A 12052-nucleotide genomic window follows, 5' to 3' on the forward strand; every position below is an offset into this window, starting at 1 on the left:
CGTTTTTACGAGGATTGAACATGCAAGAGATTCTGCAAGGCAACGCCGCGCTCATAGAGGCTCTGGGAGCCCTCTGCACCCGCGACAAAGCCATACATCACAGCACCGACGCCTACGGCAACGCCTTCCACTGGTTCCGTCTGGACCATCCCCGTTTCATGAGCCAGGCCGCCACCGCCCTGCAGGGCGCCCATGCCCGTCTGTGCATGATCACGGCCTACAACCTGAAGCAGCTGGGCGAACAGCAGCAGGAACTGTGCTACCACTTCGAGCTGCAGGGCGTGGTCTACAACATCACCGTCACCCTGACCGCCGAACACAACACCGTGCCTTCCATCACCCCCCTGTTCGCCAATGCCGACTGGCATGAGCGCGAGATGATGGAACTGTACGGCATCCGCGTGGCCAACCAGCCCAACCCGCGCCGCCTCTTCCTTGACGAGGAACTGGACGCCGGTATCCTCAACGAGGCCGTGCCGCTGTCCATCATGATGAACGGGGCCTGCACCACGGACCTCTGGGAACGCATTCTGAAAGAAAAGGAAGGGGAACGCGCATGAGCAAGCTCACCACTTTCAACATGCCGCTGGGCCCCGTGCATGTGGCGCTTGAAGAGCCCGTCTACTTCAACCTCACCGTGGAAGGCGAGACCATCCGCAAGGTGGAGCTGACCTCCGGTCACGTGCATCGCGGCATGGAAGCCCTGGCCACCCAGCGCAACCTCATCAAGAACGTCACCCTGACCGAGCGCGTCTGCTCCCTGTGCTCCAACAGCCACAGCTTCACCTACAGCATGGCCGTGGAAAACGTGCTGGGCATGGAGATCCCCGTCCGCGCCCGCTACCTGCGCGTGCTGGCCGAAGAGATCAAGCGCGTGGCCTCGCACCTGTTCAACACCGCCATCCAGGCCCACATCATCGGCTTCAAGTCGCTGTTCATGCACGTCATGGAAGTGCGCGAGATGATGCAGGACGTGAAGGAGACCGTATACGGCAACCGCATGAACCTGGCCTCCAACTGCATCGGCGGCGTCAAGTGCGACGTGCCCCCGGACATGCTCAAGTACATCCTGGGCATGATCGACAAGGTGGAGCCCGCCGTGGACGAGATCCGCGAGATCTATGCCACCAACTCCATGGTCCTGGGCCGTACCAAGGGCTTGGGCCTGCTGCCCAGGGAAGACGCCCTGCGCCTGGGCGTGGTGGGCCCCGTGGCGCGCGGTTCCGGCATCGCCATCGACGTGCGCAAGGATTCGCCCTATGCGGCCTATCCCGACCTGGAGTTCAAGAGCATCACCCATGACGGCTGCTGCATCCACTCCCGCACCATGGTGCGCCTGGACGAGATCTTCGAATCCTTCAAGCTCATCCGCCAGTGCTGCGAACGCATGCCCGAAGGCCCCCACTGCGTGCCCATGCGCCAGATCCACACGGCCGAAGCCTGCGCCCGCAGCGAAGCGCCCCGCGGCGAAGTCTTCTACTACATCCGTACCAACGGCACGGACATCCCGGCCCGCCTCAAGTGGCGCGTGCCTTCGTACATGAACTGGGAGGCCCTGGGCGTCATGATGCGCGACTGCGCCGTGGCCGACGTGGCCCTGATCACCAACAGTATCGACCCCTGCGTCTCCTGCACGGAGCGCTAGGCCGGAAACAAGGATGCACGAAGCCAGTCTTGTCCAGGGGCTGCTCAAGATAGCCCTGAAAACTGTGGAAGACCACAATGCGGCCCACCCGGAACAACGGGTGCGCCGCATCCGCAGCATCACCTGCGAGCTGGGCCTCATCTCCTGTGTGGAGCCGCAGACCCTGAAAGGCTGCTTCGAGATCTTTGCCCAGGGCGGCATGGCCGAAGGCGCGGAGCTCATCCTGCAGACCGCTCCCCTGCCCTGCCGCTGCACGGATTGCGGACATACATTCGAGCTGCACAGAAGGCACTTTACCTGCCCCCACTGCGGCAGCGACGCCATACGCTTCACCGGCGGACACGGTCTTGTGATGACCAATCTGGAGGTGGAGCCGGAGGAAAGCCATGATTGAGCATATTCAGGTAATACCCGACAAATGCCGCGCCTGCCGCCGCTGCGAAGTGGCCTGTATCGCCGCGCACCACGGGATGACCTTCAAGGAAGCCATGAAGCACCGCGACGTGCTGGTCTCGCGCGTGCAGGTGGTCAAGGCCGAAGGCTTCAAGACCACCGTGCGCTGCCACCAGTGCAACCCCGCCCCCTGCTGCAACATCTGCCCCACCGGCGCCCTGCAGCAGGAAGAAGACGGCCGCATCACCATGCGCGTGCAGCTGTGCGTGGCCTGCAAGATGTGCATCGCCGTCTGTCCCTACGGCACCATCTCGCTGGATACCATCGGCATGCCCGAAGAAGGCGGCGAGACCATGGCCCAGCGCAGCCGCCGCGAAGTGGCCGTGCGCTGCGACATGTGCAAGGCCTGGCGTGAAGAGAACGGCAAAAAGATCACCGCCTGCATGGAGGCCTGCCCCGTGCACGCCCTTTCCATGGTGGAGCCCGACGGCACCATCATCGAAGCGCCCAAGCCCGAAAAGAAAAAGCCCGCTGCCGCCGAATAGCGCCCACGGGCCCACAGGCTGCATGGCAGCCGCGTTTTGACGAGGGGGAAGAGGGAAACCTTTTTGAAAAAAGGTTCTCCCTCTTCCCCCTCGTGCTCCCCCATCTCCCTTCCAAAAACTTTTATCCGTCCCGGCCTGCTCCCTGCAGTTGGAGCGCAGGAAAGCCGCGGGCATCCTGTCCGGAGCATCTCCCGCACAAAAGTAATGGAGCGTCCCCGCTGCCGCGTATCATACGGCAGTGGGGACGTTCCATTACTTTGCATCAAATAGCCTTGTCTCCGGCCCCCCGTCGGTGCCGAAGGCACCGCGATAAAGCGCGCTGGGGAGGGGGGAGTTTGAGGGGGGAACCCCTCTCGCGCCAGCAGCGACCGGATGGCGGCCGCAGGTCGTGCCCGTTAGCGACAAGGGAGCGTTACGGGCATCGACAGCAGCGACGAGCCCCCCTTCCCCCGCATCACCGGGCTGCTCCCGGGCTACTTCCCGGCCATGAAATCGGACCAGCGGGCCAGCAGGGCACGCAGGGCGTTGCCGCGATGGCTGCGGGCGTTCTTCTCGTCACGGGTGAGCTGGGCGGCGCTTTTGCGGATGCTCTCGTCCCAGAACAGGGGATCGTAGCCGAAGCCGTTCTCGCCCAGGGGCTCTTCGAGGATGCGACCTTCCCAGGTACCGCGCACCACAAGCTCGCGGCCGTCGGGATGTACGGCCACCATACAGCTCACGAAGCGGCAGGAGCGGCGGGCCTGGGGCACATCGCGCAGTTCAAAAAGCAGCTTGCGCATGTTGCGCTTGTCCACGCTCTCGCCGGGCAGGCTTTCCCAGTCGTTGGAATAGCGGGCGGAATAGACGCCGGGGCCCTTGTCCAGGGCGTCCACTTCCAGGCCGGAGTCGTCGGCCACGGCCACAAGACCGGTGGCGGCGCACACGGCACGGGCCTTGATGAGGGCGTTCTCTTCGAAGGTGGTCCCGGTCTCTTCGATCTCGCCGATCTCGGGGAAGAGGGAAAGGCCCACCACCTCGATGCCGAAGTCGGCCATGGGATCGGCCAGTTCCCGGATCTTGCCGGCATTATGGGTGGCCAGCACCACCCGCAGCTTTCCGTTGTCGTTCATGAGTTCTCCTTGCGCACCGGCAGGTGCGGTCGTTGCAGTGTCGCGATCAGGATGCCGCCGATGATGAGCATACCGCCCACCACCTGGGCCGTGTTGACGGCCTCCCCAAGGACGATATGGGCCCCCGTGGCGGCGAAGACGGGCATGCTGTAGTAGACGATGCCCGCACGCACGGGCCCGATACGGCTGATGGCGGCCGTCCAGAGGCAGAAGGAACAAAAGGAGCAGCCCACCCCGGCATAGAGCACGCCTATGATGACGGCAGGCTCCCATTGCACGGGCGGCAGCCAGCACATCTCGGCCAGCACGGGCGGCACGCAGAACAGCGCCCCCAGCCCGAAGGTGGCGGCACTGAAGCCGAAGACCGAAAGATCCGTGCCCCGGTGGCGCATGAACAGCGAATACAGGCCAAAGCTTGCCGCTCCGCCCAGGGACCAGAGGTCACCGGGGGCAAAGCGCAGGGCCGCCAGGCGTTCCATATCGCCGCGGCTGACCAGGATCACGATGCCTGTGGCCACCACCAGCATGCCCAGCAGACGGCGCGGGGTGATGGCCTCACCGTAGAGCAGGCGCGAGAATATCAGGATGATGATGGGGGCCGTGGGCGCGATCAGGGCCATGTTCAGGCTCTCTGTGCTTTGCCCGGCCTTGTAGAAAAAGGTGTTCATCAGCGTCACGCCCAGCAGGGACATGACCACCACAAAACGCCAGTGACGGCGCAGAGCGGGCCAGTCCTCGCGCAGATGGCGCCAGGCAAAGGGCAGGATGGTGACGAAGGCCGTGAACCAGCGCCAGAAGTTGCACTGCCACGGCGGGATCATGTCCGCCACGGCGCGCGCCACCACGAAATTCCCCGACCAGATGACCACGGCCAGCAGGGCCAGCAAGTAGCCTGATGTGTTCTGTTTCATGCTTTTCCCGGCGCTGCCGTCCTCCTGCGCTCTCATAACAGGTTGCCCTGCAAATGGCAAAAGCGGGACGGGGCAGTCTTTCCTTTTCCCTGCAAACCGGCTATCTTGGCCGTTACGCGACGCATGTCGCACTGTCTCCACTCCCGCACGGGGTTCCCCCGCTGCCCACTTCCACCAAGGTTTGCTCTCATGGCTCAGACGCGCCACCTTGTCCTGGGGCTCATGCCCCGTGGGGCCGATCCCGATACCCATTGGGCAGCCGGGCCCTGGTGTTTCGATACGGAAGAAGATTTCTTTCCCGGCTGGGAAGACAGCTTCGTCTTCGGCCGGGAGCCCCTGCGCGATCCCTCCACCCTGGACAGGGCCGTGCTCATGGCCCAGTCCCTGACCGTGGACAGCATCCCCGCCCTGGGGCGGCACCTGTTGGACCTGCAACGCCGTCGCGCCGAGGAAAACAATCCCGTCAGCACCCTGCTGGGCCCGGACGAGATCGACCTGCCCGGCGTCTACTGGGAGACCCTGCTGACGCCCTGGGCCTGCACGGTGGCGCGCCAGCTGGTGGAACGCTGGCTGCGCGTGCGCGCCATGGTGGAGGACTGGGGCCACCTGCCCCTGCATGTGGAGCTGCTGCCCGAGGACTGCGCCTTTTCCTTCGCCACGGAACACGATTTCGTCATGAGCGGCGCCCTGGGCGCGGACTGGAACACCTGGCTCATGTCCCGCCTGCTGGAGGCCGTCTGGCCCGAACGCTGGACCCGCTCCTACGCCCTGCCCGTGTGCGCCTCCTATGGCCGGCTCATCCCGCCGGAAGACAGCGGCAGCCTGAAACAGCGCCTGCGGGCCTGGGCGCGCTCCTGCGTGCTGCGCCTGCCCTGCCCGCCCCTGCGCGGCATGCGGCTGCATCAGGCCCTGCGCTATTCGCTGGCCCTGCTCCATCCCAGCCGCCAGCCCGATGCCAGCCGCCCTCTGGCCGCCCATTTCGGCAGCGCGGCCACCGGTGTGAAGCACGACCTGCCGCTCGATCCCCTGCCTATTTTCATCGGCGCCCTGCCCCAGACCCTTGCCGAGCTGGATCATCCCGACCACGTCGCCCCGGCGCGTGTCCCGCGCGTGCGCGTGGCCTCGGTCCGTGCGCATGAGGATACCCATTACCGCCAGAAGCTGGCCCTCTGGCGTGCCCGCGGCCACCGTGTCATGTTCGTCCAGCACGGGGGCAACGTGGGCCAGGTGCGCTGCCTGTGCGAGACCCCGCTGGTGGAGTTCAGTCAGCACGCGTTCGGCACCTGGGGCTGGAGCCATTATGAGGCCACGGGGGCGGGCAAGGGCGGCCAGTTCCTGCCGCTGCCCTATCCCCTGCTGGCCAACATGGCCGACCAGTGGCGCGGCGGCGACGATACCCTGCTCTTCGTAGGCGCGGAGATGCCCCTGTACGGGCATCGTCTCGACTCGCGCCCCACGCCCCTGCAGTGGCTCCAGTACCGGGAAGACAAGCAGTGGTTCCTTGAGGACCTGCCCCGCCGCCTGCACGACAAGATCCTCTACCGCCCCCATTTCGACGCGCCGGGCGCGCTGGACGATGCGCCCTGGCTGTTGCCGCGCTTCCCCCATGTGCGCCTGTGCAGCGGCCCGCTGGAAGCCCAGATGCTCACCTGCGCCCTCATGGTGCTGGACCATCACGGCACCACCCTGCTCCAGGCCCTGGCGGCCAATGTGCCCACCATCGCCTACTGGGACAGATCCATCTGGCCCATGACCGACGAAGCTCTGGCCCGGCTGGACCTGCTGGCCGAGGCCGGCATCTGGCAGCCTTCCGCCGAGGCGGCCGCCGCCAAGGTCCGGGAAGTCTGGGACAACCCCGCCCGCTGGTGGCTGGATGAGCGCGTCCAGTCCGCCCGCCGGGCCTTCTGCCGCGAGCACGCCTTCGTCGATCCCAAGGGCCCGGATGCCCATATCGTTTCATTGCTGCAACGCCTGTAAGGAGACCTCCCATGTCCCGTATGTCCACCGGCAGCGCCCTGTGCCGCCTGCCGTTGTTCGCCCTGCCCGCCGTCCTGGCCCTGACCCTGCTGCTGCCCGCGCCCATCCCGGCGGCCGACACCGCGGCTCCCGCTCCTGACGCCGCTCAGGCCGCCGAAAGCGGCCCCAGCCCCGAAGAGCGCGCCGCGGAAGCCGTGCTGGGAGAAGTCCAGAGCGCCCTGGACAGCAAGGATTACAAAAAGGCCGTCACCCTGCTCACGCCGCTCACCAAAAACGGCAATGCCGAGGCCCTGTACATCCTCGGCCGCCTGACCCAGGACGGGCTCGGCGTCAAAAAGAGCCCCCAGCGTGCCGTGACCCTGTTCCGTCAGGCCGCCGACAAGGGCCTGGCCAACGCCCAGAACGCGCTGGCCACCGCGCTGGCCACGGGCGACGGCGTGCGGCGCAACTACGGCGAGGCCGGACGCTGGTTCCGCAAGGCCGCCGAGCAGGGCCTGGCCATGGCCCAGTATAATCTAGGCTACCTCTACGCCCACGGCCGCGGTGTGCGCAAAAGCGAGAACGAGGCCATCGACTGGTACGGCCGTGCCGCCAACCAGGGCCTGGCCGATGCCCAGTACTCCCTGGGCTGGATGTACCTCAACGCCAAGGCCAGCAACCAGGACGACACCAAGGCGGCCCACTGGTTCCAGCGCGCCGCCGAACAGGACCACCTCAAGGCCCAGAACAATCTGGCCTACATGTACGCCGAAGGCCGCGGCTTTGCCCAGGACAACCTCAAGGCCGTGGAGTGGTACACCCGTGCCGCCGAGCGCGGCTATGCCGAGGCCCAGTACAACCTGGGCTTCATGTACGAACAGGGCCGCGGCGTGCCGCAGGACTACGCCAAGGCCGTAGAATGGTACCGCAAGGCCGCTGACCAGAACGAGCCCGCCGCCCAGTACAGTCTGGGCCTTATGTACGACCAGGGCACCGGCGTGCAGCGCAACCTTTCCGAAGCCACCCGCTGGTACCGTCTGGCCGCCAAGAACGGCGACCCTGACGCCAAGGCCTATCTGCGCGCCCAGAACCGCAAATAACGGCGGAGATTTTTTATGCGGGGGAGAGGGAGCCCCTTTTGGAAAAGGGTCCTCCCTCTCCCCCGCATGCTCCCCCGCTCCCTTCCTAAAACTTTTATTATGGCCCCTGACGGTCATCAGAGACGCCGAAACCGTGCCGGGCTTCCTGTCCACAGAAACGCCCCGTATCAAGACGATACGGGGCGTTTTTATGCCATCCAGAGGAATATATGGACGAAGCGCGAGACTTGCGACGGGCCGATCCAGCCTTGCGGCACCATGTCCGCCATACAGCGACGGAGACCCGCCATACAGACCAGAAGAAAAGTTTTTTCGGGGTGGGGAAGAGCGCGAGCGGGGGAGGGGCAGTTTTTACCAAAAAACGCCCCTCCCCCTCTCGTATCTCTTTCCCCGGTTCAGACGGGGAGGATCAGTCGTCATGCCGGGCGGCACGACCGCAAAAACGTCCCTGCAGCTCGTTGAGCTGGTTCACGGCTTCGCGTCCGTTGGCGATGTTGTGCACCAGTATCTCGCTTTGCTGCGAAAAACGGTTGCCCACCCGCACGGTGTAGCTGTTGAACAGCCAGCTGCTGAAACCCGAGGTGAAGGCCGCATCTTCCATGTCCCGCCATTTGACGCCCACGGCGCCCCGGTTCCAGGGCAGGATGCCCCGGTACAGCCAGACGCCCTTGCTGTCGGCATACAGGTGCACGCTGCGCACCAGCAGGACCCTGTAGACCATGTACAGCACCAGCAGGGCGCCCACGCCCGCGAAGATCCAGAAAAATTCCGGCATGTAGCGCTGCCCGGCCACGCACAGGGCCACGCAGACCAACAGCATCAGCACCGGTCCGGCCCAGGCCAGCCAGGACTGGCGATAACTGAGCAGGGGCCGTTCGGCGGCATCGCTGCCTTCAAGGATATGTTCATCAGACATGCGCGTTCCTCCTTGGAAAAGGACGTCGCCGTGAAGGGCTCCGGGGCGCAGGCACGCCCGCAAGAAAACACGAGGGGCGTGTCTTTGGGAAAAGGTCTCCCTTCCCCAGGACACGCCCCATCACATCACAACATCAGATCTCGCTGCCCGGGGCCAGATGCAGCAGGCGCTCCAGTTCGGCGGTGGCGGCATCGCTGTCCCGGCCCTGGCGACGGGCCAGATCGGGCAGGTTGTCCACGGCATCGCAGGGGCGCACATACAGCGGCTCGATGTCCTCAGGAGCATAGTCACCATGCCTTGCCAGCAAACACAGGGCCTCGGTGGAGGCATGGATGCAGGCGGGCAGGCAGGTCACGGCAGGCAGGTTTTCCAGCGGCGCGCAGGCGTCCGCATTGCGCCGCAGGCCCGTACCGCAGACCAGCGTGGCGTCCGCCGTATCGGCCGTGATGGCCGCCACGGCCTCGGCCGGCGTGCACAGGGTCACGCCCTGCAGGGGCTGGGCCGGGATCTCGGGCCCGTAGCTGATGAAGGGCTGGCAGTGGACAAGGTTGCGACGGGCATGGGTCAGGAGCCAGACGTGGCCGCCGTAGAGCATGCCGCGCCGCATGACGGCCGTGGTGGCCAGGGCCTGCATGTAGTCCAGCCCGGCCAGCTGCGCCCGGCCGCAACGGCGCAGGGCCGCGGCCGTGGCCAGGGTCAGGCGGATGCCCGTAAAGGAGCCCGGCCCGCGCACGCAGGCGATGCGGCGCAGATCGCTCCACCGGATGCCCAGCGACGTGGCCAGCTCGGCTAGCGCCGGGGCCAGGATCTCCGTGGCCCGCTCGCTGCGGTACCATTCCTGCGCACAAAGGATGGCCTCATCCTCCGTGACCACGATCTGCAGCACGCCTTCAGCGGCGTTGAGTATCAGCTCCAGTCCCGTTCCCGGGACAGCGTGTGTCGCCATATCGATTTCTCCCGCCAGACGCTAGGGGGCCGTCTTTTCCACGGCCGGGGCCTCGTCCGGCGTATTGATGATGCGTGTCACGTCGTTGAAGGTGGCAAAGATCATCAGGCTCAGCAGCAGGGCCATGCCCACGCGCATGCCCCATTCCTGGATCTTCTGCGGCACGGGGCGGCGGAAGATCATCTCGATGAGGCAAAAGAGCATCTGGCCGCCGTCCAGCACGGGCACGGGCAGCAGGTTGAGGATGGCCAGGTTGATGCTGATGAGCGCCGCCAGACCGAGCACGCCCACAAGGCCCTGCTCCGCCTGCTGGCCCACCATCTGGGCGATCATGATGGGGCCGCCCACCTGATCGGCGGGCACCACGCGCTGGGCCAGCTTGACGAAGCTCTGCCAGGTCAGGTCCACCAGACGCCAGGTCTGGACAAGGCCCGTCTTCAACGCCTCGGAAAAGCCCAGTTCTTCCACGCGCACCGAGCCCAGCGGCCCGATGCCGATGAGCCAGGCTTTCTCATCCTCGCCAAAGATGGTCTTGCGCGTGCTCCACTGCGGCGTCAGGGTCAGTTCCAGTTCCGTGCCCTGGGTCATGCCCTCGGCGGGCTGCCGGGCCACGGTCAGGGTCAGGGGACGGCCGTTGGCCTCGGCCACGGTCGGGGATATCTCGTCCCACGAATGGAGGGGACGGCCGTCGATGCTCAGGATCAGGTCGCCCTTCTGCAGACCGGCCTGTGCCGCCGCGCTCTGGGGCATGACGGCGCCCACCTGCGGCAGCATGACGGCATTGCCCCAGCCCCAGGCCACCACCCAGCACAAGATGCAGGCCAGCAGGATGTTGGCGAAGGGCCCGGCCGCGATCACGAGGAAGCGCTGCCACGCGGGCCGCAGGGAAAAGCATTCCTCCCGGGTGAAACCGCTGGGGATGTCGTTCTCGTCGTTCTCGCCCACCAGGGCCACATAACCGCCCAGAGGCACCAGCGACAGGGCGTATTCCGTCTTGCCGTGACGGTATTTGAGCAGTTTGGGGCCAAAGCCCAGGGAAAAGGTGGACACGCCCATGCCCAGCCAGCGGGCCACGGCGAAATGTCCCAGTTCATGGAAAAAGATCAGGCCGCCAAGGACAATGATGGCGGCAACGATGGTCGTCAGCACTCGTCAACTCCGGCGCGGGCCAGCTGTTTCACCAGCTCGCGTGTTTTCAGGTCAAGGCGCGACATGCGCTCTGTCAAGATAGTCACTTCCCGTTCAAGGGCAAGACTGTCATCGCCGCTACAGGACAGCGGCGGGCAGAACGGTTCGTGCCCCGGCTCGCCGGCGGCATGGGCATCCATGGCGGCCGAGACCAGATCCGCGATGTCGGCAAAGGCGCATTTGCCGGACAGGAACAGCTCCACGGCGGCCTCGTTGGCGGCGTTCATCACCACAGACATGCCGCCGCGTTCCCGCAGGGCGCGGCGCGCCAGCTTCAGGGCCGGGAAGGCCTCGTCGTCAGGGGCGAAGAACTGCAGGGTACCGGCCTTGACCAGATCCAGCGGCGGCACGCCCGTATCCACGCAGCGGGGCCAGAATAGGCAGGCCGCGATGGGGATGCGCATGTCCGGCGTGCCCAGCTGCGCCAGCTGGCTGCCGTCCGTGAACTGCACCAGCGAGTGCACCAGCGACTGCGGATGCACCAGCACCGTGATTTTTTCCAGCGGCACGCCGTACAGGTGGAAGGCTTCCACCACTTCCAGCGCCTTGTTCATCATGGTGGCCGAGTCGATGCTGATCTTGGCGCCCATCTTCCAGTTGGGATGATCCAGGGCCTGCGCGCGGGTCACGTTGCGCAGCTCCTCGCGGCTGCGTCCGCGGAACGGGCCGCCGGAGGCCGTCAGCAGCAGGCGGTCCACCTCCTGCCCGCGTCCGGCCAGGCACTGGAAGATGGCGTTGTGCTCGGAGTCCACCGGCAGGATGCTGGCATGGGTACGGGCGCAGACCTGACGCAGCATGTCACCGGCCAGCACCAGCGATTCCTTGTTGGCCAGGCAGATGACCTTGCCCGCCAGCGCGGCCGCCAGCGTCCCGGCCAGGCCCGCCGCGCCCACCTGCGCCGAAAGCACGGTGTCCGCTTCGGGCAGGGCCGCCAGACGGGCATAGCCTTCGCTGCCCACCAGGATCTCGGGGGTGTAGCCCGTGGGCAGCAGCTTGCGCAGGCCCGCTGCCGAAGCCTCGTCCAGCACGGCCAGATACGGGGGACGGAACTCCTGCGCCTGCTCGGCCAGGGTCTTGATGTTGCGCGCGCAGGAAAGGCCCAGCACCACGCATTCACGCCGCCGCGAACGGATGGCCGCCAATGTGTTGCCGCCGATGGAACCGGTGGAGCCCAAAAGGACAAGCTGGCGCACGCCGCGCCGCCACGCCTCGGAAGGCGCTTCCGAAATATACCGAATCGCAGGGCCGTTCAGCCCGGGCCACAGATCTGACATGTGTTTCTCCTTTGTCTCCGGGACAAAATCGTCCACAGCATGCCAAAAATCCCTTGCCGCGTCGAGAGC

The 12052-nt window shown here is 65.9% G+C and carries 12 protein-coding genes; 6 read left to right on the forward strand and 6 right to left on the reverse strand.

Going from position 1 to position 12052, the window contains the following annotated elements:
• Positions 1-20: 20 nt before the first annotated feature.
• The 4 genes from ACQRAG_RS03600 to ACQRAG_RS03615 are packed head-to-tail and all read left to right on the forward strand — an operon-like array spanning position 21 to position 2583.
• Positions 21-560: an NADH-quinone oxidoreductase subunit C gene (locus ACQRAG_RS03600; RefSeq protein WP_168935890.1), complete on the forward strand. Its 540-nt coding sequence runs from the start codon at positions 21-23 to the stop codon at positions 558-560.
• Positions 557-1645, forward strand: coding sequence for a nickel-dependent hydrogenase large subunit (locus ACQRAG_RS03605; protein WP_204625527.1), 1089 nt, complete (start codon positions 557-559; stop codon positions 1643-1645). The genes ACQRAG_RS03600 and ACQRAG_RS03605 overlap by 4 nt, the downstream gene beginning before the upstream one ends.
• A gap of 13 nt (positions 1646-1658) precedes the next feature.
• Positions 1659-2039: a hydrogenase maturation nickel metallochaperone HypA gene (locus ACQRAG_RS03610; protein ID WP_168935888.1), complete on the forward strand. Its 381-nt coding sequence runs from the start codon at positions 1659-1661 to the stop codon at positions 2037-2039.
• On the forward strand, positions 2032-2583 hold the full coding sequence (locus ACQRAG_RS03615; protein WP_204625525.1) for a 4Fe-4S dicluster domain-containing protein: 552 nt from the start codon (positions 2032-2034) through the stop codon (positions 2581-2583). Before ACQRAG_RS03610 ends, ACQRAG_RS03615 begins: the two co-directional genes overlap by 8 nt.
• Positions 2584-3056: 473 nt before the next feature.
• Here the strand turns inward: ACQRAG_RS03615 and rdgB are convergent, their stop codons facing one another.
• Together rdgB and ACQRAG_RS03625 are read right to left on the reverse strand one after the other, a co-directional pair.
• Positions 3057-3692: an RdgB/HAM1 family non-canonical purine NTP pyrophosphatase gene (gene rdgB, locus ACQRAG_RS03620; protein WP_278337908.1), complete on the reverse strand. Its 636-nt coding sequence runs from the start codon at positions 3690-3692 to the stop codon at positions 3057-3059.
• Positions 3689-4603, reverse strand: coding sequence for a DMT family transporter (locus ACQRAG_RS03625; protein WP_204625522.1), 915 nt, complete (start codon positions 4601-4603; stop codon positions 3689-3691). Before ACQRAG_RS03625 ends, rdgB begins: the two co-directional genes overlap by 4 nt.
• A gap of 189 nt (positions 4604-4792) precedes the next feature.
• On the opposite strand from ACQRAG_RS03625, the gene ACQRAG_RS03630 reads away from it, so the two are divergent.
• Together ACQRAG_RS03630 and ACQRAG_RS03635 are read left to right on the forward strand one after the other, a co-directional pair.
• Positions 4793-6580 (forward strand): LIC12162 family transferase, encoded by a 1788-nt coding sequence (locus ACQRAG_RS03630; protein ID WP_427804190.1) that lies wholly within the window; start codon positions 4793-4795, stop codon positions 6578-6580.
• An 11-nt stretch (positions 6581-6591) separates the two neighbouring features.
• Positions 6592-7659 carry a tetratricopeptide repeat protein gene (locus ACQRAG_RS03635; protein WP_427804189.1) on the forward strand — a complete coding sequence of 356 codons (1068 nt, stop codon included), beginning with the start codon at positions 6592-6594 and terminating at the stop codon, positions 7657-7659.
• A 409-nt stretch (positions 7660-8068) separates the two neighbouring features.
• On the opposite strand, the gene ACQRAG_RS03640 is transcribed toward ACQRAG_RS03635, so the two are convergent.
• The 4 genes from ACQRAG_RS03640 to dxr all read right to left on the reverse strand — a co-directional run bounded on the left by ACQRAG_RS03640 (position 8069) and on the right by dxr (position 11983).
• A complete protein-coding gene (locus tag ACQRAG_RS03640) occupies positions 8069-8575 on the reverse strand; it encodes a hypothetical protein (protein WP_427804188.1) in 507 nt (168 codons plus the stop codon).
• A 133-nt stretch (positions 8576-8708) separates the two neighbouring features.
• Positions 8709-9521 carry a tRNA (adenosine(37)-N6)-threonylcarbamoyltransferase complex dimerization subunit type 1 TsaB gene (gene tsaB / locus ACQRAG_RS03645; RefSeq protein ID WP_427804186.1) on the reverse strand — a complete coding sequence of 271 codons (813 nt, stop codon included), beginning with the start codon at positions 9519-9521 and terminating at the stop codon, positions 8709-8711.
• A gap of 21 nt (positions 9522-9542) precedes the next feature.
• Complete coding sequence (gene rseP, locus ACQRAG_RS03650) at positions 9543-10670, reverse strand: RIP metalloprotease RseP (RefSeq protein WP_204625519.1); 1128 nt, start codon at positions 10668-10670, stop codon at positions 9543-9545.
• Entirely contained in the window at positions 10664-11983 is a 1320-nt protein-coding gene (gene dxr, locus ACQRAG_RS03655; RefSeq protein WP_168935881.1) for a 1-deoxy-D-xylulose-5-phosphate reductoisomerase, read from the reverse strand. The genes rseP and dxr overlap by 7 nt, the downstream gene beginning before the upstream one ends.
• Positions 11984-12052: the final 69 nt, after the last annotated feature.

The organism is Desulfovibrio sp. SGI.230 (assembly GCF_050313065.1).
Lineage (GTDB): Bacteria > Desulfobacterota > Desulfovibrionia > Desulfovibrionales > Desulfovibrionaceae > Desulfovibrio.